Source organism: Streptomyces sp. HmicA12 (genome assembly GCF_000373565.1).
Classification (GTDB): domain Bacteria; phylum Actinomycetota; class Actinomycetes; order Streptomycetales; family Streptomycetaceae; genus Streptomyces.
This window is the reverse complement of record NZ_KB891801.1, coordinates 15,860-29,775: the sequence shown is the minus strand read 5'-3', so window position 1 is coordinate 29,775 and position 13,916 is coordinate 15,860. Positions and strand designations below refer to the sequence as shown.

Here is a 13,916-nt window from a genome sequence, read left to right as displayed (position 1 = left end):
AGAGGACTCCAGAGGCGCTCCATGATCCAGTTCGAAGCGGTCCACAAGAGGTTCCCGAACGGCACGACGGCGGTCCACGATCTCTCGCTCGACATGCCGGAAGGGGGCGTGACCGTCTTCGTCGGCTCCTCCGGATGCGGCAAGACCACCAGCCTCCGGATGATCAACCGCATGGTCGAGCCCACCTCCGGCACCATCCGGGTCGGCGGACGCGACGTCCTGGAGCAGGACGCGGCCGAGCTGCGCCGCTCCATCGGTTACGTCATCCAGCAGGCGGGCCTCTTCCCGCACCGCACCGTCCTCGACAACGTCGCCACCGTGCCGCTGCTCCTCGGCTGGGGCCGCAAGAGGGCGCGGGCCGCCGCCGGTGAGCTGCTGGAGCGGGTCGGGCTCTCGGCCGAGATGGGCAAGCGCTACCCGCACCAGCTCTCCGGCGGTCAGCAGCAGCGCGTCGGCGTGGCCCGCGCGCTCGCCGCCGACCCGCCCGTCCTGCTCATGGACGAGCCGTTCGGCGCCGTCGACCCGGTCGTGCGCACCCAGCTCCAGGACGAACTGCTCCGCCTCCAGCAGGAGTTGAACAAGACCATCGTCTTCGTCACGCACGACATCGACGAGGCGGTCCGGCTCGGCGACCGCATAGCCGTGTTCCGCGAGGGCGGCCACCTCGTGCAGTGCGCCGCGCCCGCGGAGCTGCTCGCCCGGCCCGCCGACGACTTCGTCGCGGACTTCCTGGGCGCCGAGCGCGGCCTGAAGCTGCTGTCCCTGACCGACCTGAGCGACGTACCGCAGGGGCCCGCGCCGGACGGTGGCCCCTGGGAACTGGCCCTGGACGCGGCCCGCAAGCCGCTGGCCTGGCGCGACCGGGAGACGGGCGCCGAGACGCCCGTACGCCCGCTGCGGGACCGGGACTCGCTGCTGTCGGCGCTGAACGAGTCGGTCGCGTCCCCGGCGGGGCTGGTGGCCCGCGTCGACGCGGATGGCGTGCTGACCGGGGTCACCTCCCGGGACGACATCCACGGACGGGCCGGAGTCGCGCACGCGCAGGCCCTGACGGATGCCGGGGCGGGCGCCGCATGACCATCGACTGGACCTGGGTGTCCGAGCACGGCTCGGACCTCACCACCCTCACCGTCTCCCACCTCCAGGCCGCCCTCACCGCCGTCGGGCTCGGCCTGCTGATCTCCCTCCCGCTCGCCGTCGTCGCGCACCGCGTGCGGCCGCTGCGCGGCTTCCTGCTCGGGCTCTCGAACGTCCTGTTCACGATCCCGTCGATCGCGGTCTTCGTGCTGCTGCTCCCGGTCTCCGGGCTCACCCGCACCACCACCGTCATCGGCCTGACGATCTACACGCTCGTCGTACTGCTCCGGAACACGGTCGAGGGCCTGGACTCCGTACCGCAGAAGACGAAGGAGGCCGCCAAGGCCATGGGCACGCGGCCGCTGCGCACGCTCCTCACGGTCGAGTTCCCGCTCGCGCTCCCCGTGATCATGGCGGGCGTCCGCATCGCCACCGTCATGTCGATCTCCCTCGTCTCCGTGGCGACCTACATCGGTGACGGCGGCCTCGGCCAGCTCTTCACCGACGGCTTCCAGCGCAACTTCCCGACCCCGGTGATCGTCGGCGTCGTGCTCACGCTGCTGCTCGCGCTCGTCGCGGACGCGCTCCTCGTCGCCGTGCAGCGGCTGCTCACGCCCTGGACCCGCACCCGGACCCGGAAGGCCTGACCGCCATGTACGAACTCTTCAAGAACCTCGGGTCCTGGCTCGTCAGCGGCGAGCAGTGGACCGGCAGCGACGGCATCGGGCACCGGCTCGCCGAGCACCTCCAGTACTCGCTGCTCGCCACGCTCATCGCCGCCGTGATCGCGCTGCCCGTCGGGCTGCTGATCGGGCACACCGGACGCGGCGCCTTCGTCGCGATCAACCTCTCCTCCTTCGGGCGCGCGCTGCCCACCGTCGGACTCGTCGTCCTCGTCTTCCTGGCCAGCGGCCTGTCGATGTGGCCGGTCTACATCGCGCTGGTCGCGCTCGCCGTGCCGTCCATCGTGACGAACACGTACGCGGGCATGACCGCCGTCGACCCGGAGGTGCGCGACGCCGCACGCGGCCAGGGCATGCGCGCCCACCAGGTGCTGATCCAGGTCGAGTTGCCGCTCGCGCTGCCGCTGATCATGACCGGGCTCAGGCTCGCGCTCATCCAGGTCGTCGCGACCGCCACCATCGCCGCCTACGTCTCCTTCGGCGGGCTCGGCCGCTACGTCTTCGACGGGCTCGCCCAGCGCGACCTCGTGCAGGTGCTCGGCGGGGCCGTGCTCGTCGCGCTCGTCGCGGTCGTCCTCGACCTGGCCCTCTCCGGCCTCCAGCGCCTGCTGTTCCGTCACCGCCCGACCACCCTGAAGTCCGCCTAGGAGTCACCCACATGAACCGACGTACCCTCCTCGGCGGCCTGGCCGCGGCAGCCTCCGTCCCCGCGCTCGCCGCCTGCTCCGGCGGCATCACCTCCCTCGACGGGCAGGGGAGTTCGGGCGGATCGGGCGGCGGGTCCAGCAAGGGCGGCGTCACCATCGGCACCGCCAACTTCACCGAGAACCAGGTCCTCGGGTACCTGTACGCGGCCGTCCTCGAAGCGGCCGGCGTCAAGACGACCGTGCGGCCCAACCTCGGCACCCGCGAGATCCTCATCCCCGCGCTCAAGGGCGGCGACATCGACCTGCTGCCCGAGTACCAGGGCGCCCTGCTGCACTACCTCGACACCAAGTCCACGGCCGCCGAGGAGGGCGAGATGCAGAACGCGCTCGCCGTCGCGCTCCCCGACGGGCTGCAGATCCTGCCCTACGGGATGGCCGAGGACTCGGACGCGTTCGTCGTCACCCGCGAGACCGCCGAGAAGTACGGCCTCAAGTCCCTTGCCGACCTCGCGCAGCACAACGGCAAGCTCGTCATCGGCGCGGCGCCGGAGGTGAAGAAGCGGCAGGTCGGCGCCGAAGGGCTCAAGGACGTGTACGGCGTCGACTTCAGGGAGTTCAAGTCCCTCGACTCCTCGGGGCCGTTGGTGAAGGGCGCCCTCAAGAAGGGCGACGTCGACGTGGCGAACCTGTTCACCACCGACACCGACATCGCCGCCAACCACTGGATCGTGCTCAGCGACCCCAAGAACCTGATCCCCGGCCAGCACGTCGTCCCGCTGATCGCCGACCGCAAGGCCGACTCGACCGTCCGCAAGGCCCTCGCGCGCCTCGGCAACGTCCTGACGACCGCGCAGCTGACCGAGCTCAACCGGCTCGTCGACAAGGACAAGAAGGACCCCGAGGACGTCGCGAACGACTACGCGAAGCAGCACGGGCTCACCAAGAAGCAGAAGAAGTAAGAGGTAGCGCACCATGGCAGCGGTAGTGGAGCAGCACTCCATCGACGTCGTCCCGGACAGCGAGCGGCACGGGCGCGCGTTCCACCAGTTCACGCTCTGGCTCGGCGCCAATCTCCAGATCACGGCCGTCGTCACCGGCGCCCTCGCCGTCGTCTTCGGCGGCGACGTCGTCTGGTCGCTGATCGGGCTCGTGCTCGGCAATGTGCTCGGCGGCGCCGTCATGGCGCTCCACTCGGCGCAGGGCCCGAAGCTCGGGCTGCCTCAAATGATCCAGTCCCGGGCGCAGTTCGGGGTCAAGGGCGCCGTCGTCCCGCTGCTCCTGGTCATCCTCATGTACGTCGGCTTCTTCGCGAGCGGCAGCGTGCTCGCCGGACAGGCGACGGCCGAGCTGACCCACACGAGCGACACCACCGGCATCATCGCCTTCGCGGTCGTCACCGCGGTCATGGCGGCCGTCGGCTACCGCGTCATCCATGCCCTCGGCCGGGTCGCGAGCGTGATCTGCGCGCTGGCCTTCGTGTACCTGGGGGTTCGGCTCGTCGAGCGCGTCGACCTCGGCGAACTGCTCGGCGACGCGCACTTCTCGCTGCCGATGTTCCTCCTCGCGATGTCGCTCTCGGCGTCGTGGCAGCTCGCGTTCGGCCCGTACGTCGCCGACTACTCGCGCTATCTGCCGCGCACGACGAGCGCGAAGGCCACGTTCTGGTGGACGCTGTCCGGCTCGGCGCTCGGCTCGCAGTGGTCGATGACGTTCGGTGTGCTGGTCGCGGCCTCGTCGGGCGGCGCCTTCCTCGACGACCAGGTCGGTTACGTCGTCTCGCTCGGCGGCGCGGGCCTGGTGGCGTCCTTCTTCTACTTCGTGATCGCGCTCGGCAAGCTCACCATCAACGTGCTCAACACGTACGGCGGGTTCATGTCGATGGTGACCGGCATCAGCGGCTTCCGCGGGCAGCGGACGCTGTCGCCGCGCGGCCGGGCCGCGTACATCGCGGTCATCATGGTCGCGGGCACGGCGGTGGCGCTGGCGGGCAAGGACAGCTTCCTGTCCTCCTTCAAGGACTTCCTGCTGTTCCTGCTGACGTTCTTCACCCCGTGGTCCGCGATCAACCTGGTCGACTTCTACCTGATCTCGCGCGAGAAGTACGACATCCCCGCCCTCAGCGACCCGCGCGGCCGCTACGGCGCCTGGCGGTGGGACGCGCTCGTGTCGTACGCGGTCGGGGTCGCGGCCCAACTCCCGTTCCTGGCCACGTCGTTCTACACCGGGCCGTTCGTGGAACCGCTCGGCGGCGCCGACGTCTCGTGGATCGTGGGCCTCGTCGTGCCGGCCGTCCTGTACTGGGCGCTGGCCCGGCGGGACACCACGCACGTGCCGGCCGAGACGATCCTGGAACCGGTCACGGAGGGTGGGTCCGCGATCTCGGTCAGGTCATGATCCGGATTCGGAACGATCAAGAATTCCCGACAGGGGATGGCTCGTGACCGTACGGGCCCCTACGGTGCATATGTGCCGAAACGCAGGATCTTCCTGACGGCGACGGCAGCTCTCGCCACGCTGGCCCCCGGGCCGGCCGTCGCCGCCCCGTATCCGCGACCCCGATCCGCCCACGAGTCCCTGACCGTGCTCCTCGACGGCAACCTCCGCTACGCACAGGGCCGTTCACGCCATCCGCACCAGGGCCGCGGGGTGCGCCAGGTGCTCGCCGCCGCCCAGCAGCCGTTCGCCGTCGTGGTCGGCTGCATCGACTCGCGCGTACCGCCCGAGCTGGTCTTCGACCAGGGGCTCGGTGATCTGCTGTGCATCAGGACGGCCGGGGAGGTGCTCGACGACGCCGTGCTCGGGTCCGTGCAGTTCGGGGTCGCGGAACTGGGCGTGCCGCTCGTCCTCGTCCTCGGGCACGAGCGGTGCGGGGCGGTCGCCGCCGCGCTGGCCCACGTCGCGGTCGGCGCCCCCGCCCCCGGGCATCTGCGCCGCCTCGTCGACTCCATCGCGCCCGCCGCCCGCGCCTGTCGCGACCTGCCCGGCGACTGGGCCGAGCACACGGTGCGCCGCCACGCCCGTGCCGTACGGGACACGCTCCGCGCGGATCCGGTGATCGGCGGCGGCGGAACGGTCGTCGCCGCGGCCCGCTTCGACCTGGACTCCGGGGGCGTGGCCCTGCTGTCGTGAGGGCCGGCCAAGAGGGGGGTTAGCCCCACTGCGTCCGGGTCTCCGGCTCCGTACCGTTCGAGGGTATGGAAGCCCGCGAACGCGCACGCGATGTCGTATCCGCCGGAGATCCCGGAGACCTCGGGGACGCCGAACTCAAGAAGGAGCTCGACGCCGCCCTGCAGGCCCGCAGAGAGCTGGGCGAGGAGTACGAGTCGGCGCTCGTCGACTCGTTCCTCGACAAGGTCGACCAGCGCCTCGACTCCGTCGTCGACCGCCGGGTGCGGCGCCAGCTCGCCGAGCACCAGATGGTCCTGGCGCGCGGCGCCCGCGGCGGCCGCGCCTCCGGCGACAGCTGGGGCGAGCGCTTCGGCTTCGCGGTCGTCTCGCTCGTCCTCGCGATCCCGCTGTCCGCGATCGGCGTGGTCAACGCGGACCTGCCCGGGCTGCTCATCGCCTGGGGCGGGATCGTCGGGGTGAACGCGCTGCACGCGGGCGTCCGGCCGCGGCGCCGGCGTGAGCCGCGGGAGCCGTCCGACTGGGAGGGGTAGCTCACGCCTGCCGCGTCGGCAGGACGACGGCCTGGCGCAGGTTCACGTGGCGGGGGCGGCTCGTCGTGTACGCGATCAGGTCCGCGATGTCGTGCGACGTGAGGCCGATGAGGGCCTCGAACATGCCGTCCAGATCGGCCGAGAGATCCGCGTTGTCGACGTGGGACGCCAGCTCCGAGTCGGTCAGGCCCGGTTCGATGTTGGTGACGCGGACGTCGCGTGGGCCCAGTTCGGTGCGCAGCGACTGGGAGAGGTACGTCAGGGCCGCCTTCGTCGCCCCGTACACCGCGTAGTGGGGGAACGGGACGTGCGCGCCGATCGAGGAGATGTCGACCAGGTCCGCGGTGCCGCCCGCCTGGGCCGTCGCGATCAGGTCGGGGGTGAAGGCGCGGATCACGCGCAGCGCGCCGGTCACGTTCGTGTCGAGCATGCGCTGCCACTCGTCGGCCCGGCCCTCGGTGATCGGGTTCGGGAGCATCACGCCCGCCGCGTTCACGACCAGGTCGACCTGCCCGTACGCGGCGTGGACGGCGTCGGCCGCCGCGTCGACCGAGGCCTGGTCCGTGATGTCCGTGGCGAGCGGCAGGGCCTGTCCGCCGTCCGCCTCGATCTGCGCGGCGAGGTCCTTGAGGCGCTCCTCGCGGCGGGCGAGCAGCGCGACCCGGGTGCCGTGCGCGGCGAGCAGGCGGGCCGTGGCCTCGCCCATGCCGCTGGCGGCTCCGGTGATGACCGCGGTGCGGCCGGCGAGCGAGGCGTAGGGCGAGGCGGGGTGTGTGTTCGTCATGGGCATCACTGTGGTGCGGGGCGGACGCGCTACCCAGTGCTGAGCCTTTCCTGGGTTCAGCAGTACCAGGATGCGAACGCGGCGCGTGCCTAGGATCGGACGCATGGAAGAGCGGCAAGACCTGGGCGGCATAGGGGACTTCTTGCGGTCGCGGCGTGCCCGCGTCCGGCCCGAGGAGGTGGGACTGCCCGGACACGGGCGGCGGCGGGTGCCGGGGCTGCGGCGCGAGGAGGTCGCGCAGCTCGCCGGGGTCAGCGTCGACTACTACATCCGCCTGGAGCAGGGGCGCGGTCCTTCCGTCTCCGACGCCGTACTGGACGCTGTGGGACGGGTCTTGAGGCTCGACGAGACCGAGCAGGCGTACCTTCGGTCGGTGGCGCGGCCCGACGAGACGCGGCGCCGGACGGCCGGGCGGCCCGCGGGGCAGCGGGTGCGGCCGGGCCTGCGGCTGCTGCTCGACACGATCGAGAAGGCGCCCGCGTTCGTCCTCGGGCGGCGCATGGACGTCCTCGCGTGGAACGCGCTCGGTGACGCCCTGCTCGGGTTCTCGCGCATGACGCCCAAGGCGCGGAACATGCCGCGGCAGGTGTTCCTCGAACCCGCCGCGCGCGAGCTGTACCCGGACTGGGCGGCGGTCGCGGCGGAGACGGTGGCGTATCTGCGCCTCGATGCCGGGACGCATTCCCGGGATCCGCAACTCGCCCGCCTGATCGGCGAGTTGTCCCTCGCCAGTGAGGACTTCCGGCGGCTGTGGGCGGATCACCAGGTGAAGGAGAAGACGCACGGGGCGAAGCGGATGCTGCACCCGGTGGTGGGTGAACTCGCCCTGCCGTACGAGACGTTGACGGTGTCCGGGGAGCCGGACCAGGCGCTGGTGGTGTACACGCCGGAGCCGGGTTCGCCGACGGAGGAGCGGCTGCGGCTGCTGGCCAGCTGGGCGGCGACCGGGGTTTCCTGAGCCGGACCGGTGCTCTCAGGCAGTCCTCAGACACGGGCATTACTCTCCCCGCGACGAGGCGGAGGGAGCAGTGGTGACACGCGGAGCTCAGGGGCTGGTCAGGACGGCCGTCGTGGTGCGGGCGGGAGCCGCCCCGCTGTGGTGGCTCGGGGTGCTCGCGGCCGGGATCGGGGTGCTGCCCGGCGGCTTCACCGGGCGCCGGATCGGCGTGATGGCGGGCGCCCTGCTGTGCGTCGCGGCCGCGCTCTGGGTGGCGTACAGCCGTCGCAGGCGGTATCTCGAACTGACGCGGGACGCCACGCGCGCCGGCAAGCACGACGTCCTCCAGGACCGTGCCGTCACCGTGCGCAACTGGCGCCGCGGGCACCGCTGGTGGCTGCTGCTCGGGTTCCTCGCGGCCGTCGGCAGCGCGTTCGCCGTGCCCGCCGCGGGCGGGATGACGCTGGCCGGTGCGGGCGCCGGGCTGTGGCTGAAGGCCGCCTGGCTGGGGCGGCGGGAGCGGGGTGCGCAGACGCTGGTGTGGCTGCGCGTGGACTGGCTCGGACCGCGCGCGGGCGCGCCCGTCGGCAAGCAGGTCAGGGGATACCGCGCGACCGGACCGGCCGCGGGGGACGCCGCGCCCGGTGGGGCGCGGCGCCACTGACCCGAGGGGTGTGAGGCTCAGACCTCCAGGTCGGCCTCGATCTTCTTCAGCTGGTGGCGGGCCATCGCGAGGTTGGCGCGCGAGGAGTCGAGCACCAGATAGAGGAACAGGCCGTTGCCGCCGCGCCCTTTGATCAGGCGGATCAGGTGGTACTGGGTGTTGAGCGTGATCAGGATGTCCTCGATCTCGTCCTTGAGGCCGAGGTGCTCCATGGTGCGCAGCTTGGCGCGGACGACGTCGGTGTTGCCGGCCGCCGCGACCTCCAGGTCGAACGACTTGGAGCCGCCGATCGTCCCGAGGGCCATGCCGCTGGTGTAGTCGACCAGCGCGGCAGCGCTGGCGCCCTCGATGGAGGCGACCGCGTCCTTGAGGGCTGTCTCGGTGTTGGCCATGGTGATGATTCCCTTTCGTGTGCAGCTGTCGCTGTGTGGCTGTGGCGCTGTACCGCTGTGTGACGGTGTTCTTCAGGACTTCAGGACTTCAGGTTCTTCAGGGCTGTCCGGCCGTCAACGGGCCGTTCTGGGCTGCAGCTTGGGCTCGGGGTGCTTGGTCACCTCGGACCGTTTGGCCGCGTCGGAGCGGTTGGTCGTGTCCGGGCGGTTGGTCGTGTCCGGGCGGTTCGCCGCCCGGACCGGCAGCCCGCTGTCGGTGGTCGCCGGATCCGCCGGGACGACGCCCGGACCCGTGGCCGTGCCGGTGCGGGCCCGGGACCTGCCACGGGTGCGCACCAACGGTTCGGGCGCTTCGGCCGCCGCCTCGGCGACGAGATCACCGACCCGGGAGCCGGCCCTGCGGCCCTCCAGGTGGAGCCGTCCGACGTTGACCCGGTCCTCGGCGAGCAGGGTGAGGACCGCCTGGTCCCCGGCGGCGTACGTGGCGACGTAGCCGTCCTCGCCGCGGACCAGGAGTTCCCGGAAGGCGCCCTGCCCGGTGGCGTCCGCGAGGCGCTGGGCGACACCGAGTGCGGCGGCGGTCAGCGCGGCCACCCCCTCCGGTTCGACATTGGGGGTGTCCTGGGCGAGTACGAGCCCGTCGACGCTGGCCGCGAGCGCCCCCGTGACCTGGGGCACCCGGACCCTCAACCGCTGTAGTTCGCCGAGGACTTCGGCCTCGTCCGCCATCGGCGGTCTCCCTTCAGGGCTTGCGGAGCGTTCGGAGGAGCCTCGTGTGCTGCTGCGCCTGAGGCGGATCACAGGGCCTCCAGGGCGTTGCGCAGGCGGCGCAGCAGGGCCACGTCGGGGTCGTCCACGGTGGCCCGCGCCAGCCACTCGGGCGGGGCGGCGGTGACCGGCTCGGCCGGGGGCGCGGTGGTCACCAGGCCGCCCGCGGCGAGCCGGCGCAGATCCACCAGGGTGTGGAAGGCGGGCCTGCCGAGGGCGAGCGCGATCTGGGACGCGGTGCGCTCGCCGTCGACCAGGTCGAGCACCCGGCGCCGGCGCGGCGGCACCCGGATGTCGGGCGGCGCGGCCCGGGTGAGCGGAGCCGTGTCGGTGTCGGGCTCGGGCCAGATCCGCTGCAGCAGGTCGCGGCGGCGCATCGTCTCCCGCTCGACGGCCGCGACCGGCACCGGGCGCACCGCTCCGAACCAGTGCGAGACCCCGTACCGGAACCGGGTCGGCCCGCTGCTCGGCGCGAGGGTGAAGTACGCGGCGTCGAACAGGGCTCCCAGATGGCAGAGTTCGAGCGCGCCGTCGGTCAGCCGTCCCTGCTCGACCAGGTACCGCCCGACGCGGTGCCGGGCCCCGGCCCGGTCGACGGCCTCCCACCAGCGGTCGGCGTGCAGGGCGCCGCCCGCGGTGAGCAGCACGTCCATGCCCGGTGTCACGGGGGACTCGGCGTGCACGATCCGGCCGTCGGCGAGGTAGAGGGTGCCGTGCTCGCGGATCAGCGCTCCGGTGGCCTGCTCGTCGGCGAGCCGGCTGAGCATCGGGGAGACGCCGGGGGGCGCGGGTGGGGCGTTCATCCCAGCACCAGGCGGTCGGCGAGGTCGGCGAGGCGTATTCGGGCGAGGGCGAGATTGCCCTCGTCGCGATCGAGCCACAGGTGCACGAAAACGCTGCTGTCGAAGGTGGTCGGCACGAAGCGCAGCAGGTGGTATCCGTCACGGCTGGTGACGATGACGTCCTCGACGGGCGGTGTCTTGTCGCCCGCGGTGCCCTGGGTCCAGTCGTTGCCGTCGGCGGGGGCGAAGGCCCGGTGCTCGGCGGCCAGCCGGGCCAGTTCCGCGGCCTCGGTCGCGGTGGCCTCGTGGTCCCCGTTGGGCGAGTCCCCGATGGTGCCCAGCGCGAGTCCGCTGGTCCAGTCGACGACGGAGGCGCCCCGTGCCCCCGGCAGTCGCATGACCTCGAGCAGGCACTCGTCGATTCCGGGCACGCCTGAAACTCCCCACCTGGTCGCCACATCCGTCTACCGTTGATGCGTGTGTGACGGAGACGCTACGCACGGTACGGCGACCTGGTGAGCGTTCTGGCATTTTCCAGTGGAACATTCTTCGAGGGGCTAGAATCCGCCAACTCGCCGAGAAAAGTGGGGTGTTCAGGCCACGCGCGCCCCTTGTGGCGCCCGCGCGCCCCCTGCGTCCCTGGCGCCGTCGCGCAGCCGGCGCCCCTGCCGTCCCGGCCTCGTCGGCCGTCTCCTCGCTGCCCACGGGCATCACGATCTCGCCGGCCACGCCCCGGAGCCGCGCCCCCGCGCGGTGCGGCGGCATCACGGCGAGGTGTTGACTAGTCCTATTCAAATGGCCAGGATGTGAATAGAGAATTCATCACGTGGACTTCATTCATGGACGTACGCGGACCGGGAGGCAGGCCGGTGTCGGGACCCCGCCGAGAAGGAGACAGCAAGTGAGTGCTTCCCCCGAGTCGCCGAGCTTCCTGCGGATGTGGCAGGACCTCCTCCCGATCGGCCGGGACAAGGACACCCGCGGCTACCGCCGCCACGCCTGGACCGGCGCCGACGCCGACTGCCGGGCCTGGTTCAAGGAGCAGGCCGAGTCCCGCGGCCTGACCCACGAGCTGGACCGCAACGGCAACCAGTGGGCCTGGCTCGGCGACCCGGAGGCCGGCGGGGCCGTCGTCACCGGATCCCACCTGGACTCGGTGCCCGACGGCGGCGCCTTCGACGGCCCCCTCGGCGTGGTCTCCTCCTTCGCCGCACTGGACGAACTCCGCCGCAGGGGAGCGGAGTTCACCAAGCCCTTCGCCGTCACCAACTTCGGCGACGAGGAGGGCGCCCGCTTCGGCCTGGCCTGCGTGGGCTCCCGCCTCACGGGCGGCCACCTCACCCGCGAGGCGGCGTACAAGCTGACGGACGCCGACGGGATCACGCTCCCGCAGGCGATGGAGCGCGCGGGCTACGACCCCGAGACGATCGGCCCGGACCCCGAACGCCTCGCCCGCATCGGCGCGTTCATCGAACTCCACGTGGAGCAGGGCAGGGCGCTCGACCTGTCCGGTGACGCGGTCGGCATCGCCAGCAGCATCTGGCCGCACGGCCGCTGGCGCTTCGACTTCGCGGGCGAGGCCAACCACGCGGGCACGACCCGCCTGGTCGACCGCCGCGACCCGATGCTGAGCTACGCGGAGACCGTCCTGGCGGCCCGCCGCGAGGCGCGACTGGCGGGCGCGGTCGCCACGTTCGGCAAGATCGCGGTCGAGCCGAACGGCGTCAACGCCATCCCGTCCATGGTGCGCGGCTGGCTCGACTCGCGCGCCGCCGACCAGGACGCGCTGGACCGAACGGTCACCGCGATCGAGAAGGCGGCCCGCGAGTACGGGGAGGCCCACGGCATCGACGTGACCCTCACCCGCGAGTCCTTCACCCCGGTCGTCGAGTTCGACCACGCGCTGCGCGACGAGCTGGCCCGCGTTCTCGGCACGGAGTCGGAGCTGAAGATCCCCGTGCTCGGCACCGGGGCAGGACACGACGCGGGAATCCTCGCCTCGTCGATCCCCACCGCCATGCTGTTCGTACGCAACCCCACGGGCGTCTCGCACTCCCCGGCCGAGTTCGCCGCCGAGGACGACTGTGTCGCCGGGGTCCGCGCACTGGCCGACGTACTGGAAGGGCTGGCCTGCAAGTGACGGTGGAGCAGACGGAGCGGACCGATCCGACCGAGCGGCCGAGGACGTACTGGCTGGAGCACGCCTGGCTCGGCACGCACGTCGAGCCGGACGTGGCCGTGGACGTGACCCGCGACGGCCGGATCGCCGCGGTCCGCACCGACGTCCCCGCTCCGCCCCCCGGCGCCACGGTCCTGCGCGGCCTCACCCTCCCCGGCCTCGCCAACGCCCACAGCCACGCCTTCCACCGGGCGCTGCGCTCGACGGTGCAGGTCGGCTCGGGCACGTTCTGGACGTGGCGCGAGGTCATGTACGGCGTCGCGGACCGCCTCACCCCGGACACCTACCACGCCCTCGCCCGCGCGGTGTACGGAGAGATGGCGCTGGCCGGCATCACCGCGGTCGGCGAGTTCCACTACGTGCACCACGCGCCCGGCGGCACCCCGTACGCGGACCCGAACGCGATGGGCGAGGCCCTGATCGCGGCGGCGGACGAGGCGGGCATCCGCCTCACCCTTCTCGACACGGCCTACGTCTCCTCCGGCTTCGGCAAGGCCCCCGACCGCCACCAGCTCCGCTTCTCGGACGGCACGACGGAGGCCTGGGCCGAGCGCGCGTCGCTGCTGAAGGACCGGCCGCACGCGAGGATCGGCGCGGCGATCCACTCGGTCCGGGCGGTCCCCGCGGACCAGCTGGCGACGGTGGCGGACTGGGCGTTGTCCCGCCGGGTCCCCCTCCACGTACACCTCTCGGAACAGACCGCCGAGAACGACGCGTGCCAGGCGGCCCACGGCTGCACTCCCACCCAACTCCTCGCCGAACACGGGGTGTTGAGCGCCCGCACCACCGGCGTCCACAACACCCACCTCACGGACGCGGACATCGCTCTCCTCGGCGGCTCGTCCACCGGTACCTGCATGTGCCCGACCACGGAACGCGACCTGGCCGACGGCATCGGCCCGGCGGTGGCGCTCCAGCGGGCGGGCTCGCCCCTCTCGCTCGGCTCGGACAGCCACGCGGTGATCGACCTGTTCGAGGAGGCGCGCGCGATGGAGCTGAACGAGCGCCTGCGGTCCCGCACCCGTGGCCACTGGACGGCCGCCGCCCTGCTCCGCGCGGCCACGGCCGACGGGCACGCGGCGCTCGGCTGGGACGACGCGGGCGTCATCGAGGCGGGCGCGATCGCCGACCTGGTGACGGTGACCCTCGACTCGGTCCGCACCGTGGGCGCACTGCCGCGCCTCGGCGCGGAGACGGCGGTGTTCGCGGCGAGCGCCGCGGATGTGACGGATGTGATCGCGGGGGGCCGGGTGGTGGTCCGCGACGGGGAGCACGCGCTGCTCGGCGACGTGGCGACGGCCCTGTCGGCGGCGGTCGCGGCGCTGCGGTAGCCGTCCCGGCGGG

General features: G+C 72.4%; 16 protein-coding genes. 11 read left to right on the top strand and 5 right to left on the bottom strand.

Annotated elements, in window-relative coordinates; genetic code table 11:
• The first annotated feature begins 21 nt into the window (after positions 1–21).
• From B072_RS0109790 to B072_RS0109760, 7 genes are all read left to right on the top strand, one after another.
• Entirely contained in the window at positions 22–1,077 is a 1,056-nt protein-coding gene (locus B072_RS0109790) for an ABC transporter ATP-binding protein (protein WP_018529759.1), read from the top strand.
• Positions 1,074–1,724 (top strand): ABC transporter permease, encoded by a 651-nt coding sequence (locus tag B072_RS0109785; RefSeq protein WP_018529758.1) that lies wholly within the window; start codon positions 1,074–1,076, stop codon positions 1,722–1,724. Before B072_RS0109790 ends, B072_RS0109785 begins: the two co-directional genes overlap by 4 nt.
• A 5-nt stretch (positions 1,725–1,729) precedes the next feature.
• Positions 1,730–2,407, top strand: a complete 678-nt coding sequence (locus tag B072_RS0109780; RefSeq protein WP_018529757.1) for an ABC transporter permease — start codon at positions 1,730–1,732, stop codon at positions 2,405–2,407.
• An 11-nt stretch (positions 2,408–2,418) separates the two neighbouring features.
• A complete protein-coding gene (locus B072_RS0109775; protein ID WP_018529756.1) occupies positions 2,419–3,366 on the top strand; it encodes an ABC transporter substrate-binding protein in 948 nt (315 codons plus the stop codon).
• A gap of 13 nt (positions 3,367–3,379) precedes the next feature.
• Positions 3,380–4,801, top strand: a complete 1,422-nt coding sequence (locus B072_RS0109770; RefSeq protein WP_043243669.1) for a purine-cytosine permease family protein — start codon at positions 3,380–3,382, stop codon at positions 4,799–4,801.
• A 72-nt stretch (positions 4,802–4,873) separates the two neighbouring features.
• Entirely contained in the window at positions 4,874–5,536 is a 663-nt protein-coding gene (locus tag B072_RS0109765) for a carbonic anhydrase (RefSeq protein WP_018529754.1), read from the top strand.
• Between the two features lie 65 nt (positions 5,537–5,601).
• The gene (locus tag B072_RS0109760; RefSeq protein WP_018529753.1) at positions 5,602–6,066 is read left to right on the top strand and encodes a hypothetical protein; all 465 of its coding nucleotides are present in this window, start codon (positions 5,602–5,604) and stop codon (positions 6,064–6,066) included.
• 1 nt (position 6,067) lies between these two features.
• On the opposite strand, the gene B072_RS0109755 is transcribed toward B072_RS0109760, so the two are convergent.
• Complete coding sequence (locus B072_RS0109755) at positions 6,068–6,850, bottom strand: SDR family oxidoreductase (RefSeq protein ID WP_018529752.1); 783 nt, start codon at positions 6,848–6,850, stop codon at positions 6,068–6,070.
• A gap of 103 nt (positions 6,851–6,953) precedes the next feature.
• Between B072_RS0109755 and B072_RS0109750 the strand changes: the two genes are divergently transcribed.
• The gene (locus B072_RS0109750) at positions 6,954–7,808 is read left to right on the top strand and encodes a helix-turn-helix transcriptional regulator (protein ID WP_026245640.1); all 855 of its coding nucleotides are present in this window, start codon (positions 6,954–6,956) and stop codon (positions 7,806–7,808) included.
• 73 nt (positions 7,809–7,881) lie between these two features.
• Positions 7,882–8,451, top strand: a complete 570-nt coding sequence (locus B072_RS0109745) for a hypothetical protein (protein WP_026245639.1) — start codon at positions 7,882–7,884, stop codon at positions 8,449–8,451.
• Between the two features lie 17 nt (positions 8,452–8,468).
• Here B072_RS0109745 and B072_RS0109740 read toward each other — a convergent pair whose 3' ends face one another.
• The 4 genes from B072_RS0109740 to B072_RS0109725 all read right to left on the bottom strand — a co-directional run bounded on the left by B072_RS0109740 (position 8,469) and on the right by B072_RS0109725 (position 10,824).
• On the bottom strand, positions 8,469–8,843 hold the full coding sequence (locus B072_RS0109740) for a hypothetical protein (RefSeq protein ID WP_018529749.1): 375 nt from the start codon (positions 8,841–8,843) through the stop codon (positions 8,469–8,471).
• Between the two features lie 114 nt (positions 8,844–8,957).
• Positions 8,958–9,572, bottom strand: a complete 615-nt coding sequence (locus B072_RS42890; RefSeq protein WP_018529748.1) for a roadblock/LC7 domain-containing protein — start codon at positions 9,570–9,572, stop codon at positions 8,958–8,960.
• A gap of 68 nt (positions 9,573–9,640) precedes the next feature.
• Positions 9,641–10,414 (bottom strand): DUF4388 domain-containing protein, encoded by a 774-nt coding sequence (locus B072_RS0109730; protein WP_026245638.1) that lies wholly within the window; start codon positions 10,412–10,414, stop codon positions 9,641–9,643.
• Entirely contained in the window at positions 10,411–10,824 is a 414-nt protein-coding gene (locus B072_RS0109725) for a hypothetical protein (RefSeq protein ID WP_018529746.1), read from the bottom strand. The genes B072_RS0109730 and B072_RS0109725 overlap by 4 nt, the downstream gene beginning before the upstream one ends.
• Before the next feature lie 506 nt (positions 10,825–11,330).
• Here B072_RS0109725 and B072_RS0109720 point away from each other — a divergent pair.
• Positions 11,331–12,533: an allantoate amidohydrolase gene (locus B072_RS0109720; protein WP_078506382.1), complete on the top strand. Its 1,203-nt coding sequence runs from the start codon at positions 11,331–11,333 to the stop codon at positions 12,531–12,533.
• Entirely contained in the window at positions 12,530–13,903 is a 1,374-nt protein-coding gene (locus B072_RS0109715; protein WP_018529744.1) for a formimidoylglutamate deiminase, read from the top strand. Before B072_RS0109720 ends, B072_RS0109715 begins: the two co-directional genes overlap by 4 nt.
• Positions 13,904–13,916 lie beyond the last annotated feature (13 nt).

Coding starts and splice junctions, on each gene's coding strand:
- B072_RS0109750 (WP_026245640.1), top strand. CDS start 6,954: ATGGAAGAGCGGCAAGACCTGGGCGGCATAGGGGACTTCTTGCGGTCG.
- B072_RS0109730 (WP_026245638.1), bottom strand. CDS start 10,414: ATGAACGCCCCACCCGCGCCCCCCGGCGTCTCCCCGATGCTCAGCCGG.
- B072_RS0109780 (WP_018529757.1), top strand. CDS start 1,730: ATGTACGAACTCTTCAAGAACCTCGGGTCCTGGCTCGTCAGCGGCGAG.
- B072_RS0109770 (WP_043243669.1), top strand. CDS start 3,380: ATGGCAGCGGTAGTGGAGCAGCACTCCATCGACGTCGTCCCGGACAGC.
- B072_RS0109740 (WP_018529749.1), bottom strand. CDS start 8,843: ATGGCCAACACCGAGACAGCCCTCAAGGACGCGGTCGCCTCCATCGAG.
- B072_RS0109785 (WP_018529758.1), top strand. CDS start 1,074: ATGACCATCGACTGGACCTGGGTGTCCGAGCACGGCTCGGACCTCACC.
- B072_RS0109720 (WP_078506382.1), top strand. CDS start 11,331: ATGTGGCAGGACCTCCTCCCGATCGGCCGGGACAAGGACACCCGCGGC.
- B072_RS0109790 (WP_018529759.1), top strand. CDS start 22: ATGATCCAGTTCGAAGCGGTCCACAAGAGGTTCCCGAACGGCACGACG.
- B072_RS0109775 (WP_018529756.1), top strand. CDS start 2,419: ATGAACCGACGTACCCTCCTCGGCGGCCTGGCCGCGGCAGCCTCCGTC.
- B072_RS0109755 (WP_018529752.1), bottom strand. CDS start 6,850: ATGACGAACACACACCCCGCCTCGCCCTACGCCTCGCTCGCCGGCCGC.
- B072_RS0109760 (WP_018529753.1), top strand. CDS start 5,602: ATGGAAGCCCGCGAACGCGCACGCGATGTCGTATCCGCCGGAGATCCC.
- B072_RS42890 (WP_018529748.1), bottom strand. CDS start 9,572: ATGGCGGACGAGGCCGAAGTCCTCGGCGAACTACAGCGGTTGAGGGTC.